The organism is Citrobacter sp. VF227 (assembly GCF_052950715.1).
The window spans coordinates 1-437 of sequence record NZ_JBRFVF010000600.1 but is presented as its reverse complement, the minus strand read 5'-3'; the positions used below and the strand labels follow the sequence as shown (position 1 = coordinate 437).

General features: G+C 55.8%; 1 protein-coding gene. It reads left to right on the top strand.

The genetic code is table 11. The features are described from left to right. A partial coding sequence (gene pdxY, locus ACU8YC_RS28100; RefSeq protein ID WP_446896411.1) for a pyridoxal kinase occupies positions 1-437 on the top strand: 437 nt, incomplete at both ends.

Genomic DNA, 437 nt, shown 5'->3' with positions numbered 1-437 from the left:
AAGGGCGAGCATATTCTGGATCTTGTACGCCAGGTGAAAGGCGCCAATCCGCAGTCGAAATACTTCTGCGACCCGGTGATGGGGCATCCGGAGAAAGGGTGTATCGTTGCACCCGGCGTCGCTGAGTTTCACGTGCGACATTCGTTGCCGGCCAGCGACATTATCGCCCCGAATCTGGTTGAACTCGAAATTTTGTGCGAACACGCGGTTAACAGCGTCAATGAGGCAGTGGCGGCCGCACGTGAGCTCATTGCGCAAGGACCGGCAATTGTGCTGGTGAAGCATCTGGCTCGTGCAGGTATTAGCTCAGATCGTTTCGAGATGTTGTTGGTCACAGCCGACCAGGCATGGCACATCAGCCGACCGTTAGTTGATTTTGGCGCTCGTCAGCCCGTTGGCGTCGGTGATGTCACCAGTGGCTTGTTGCTGGTTAAACT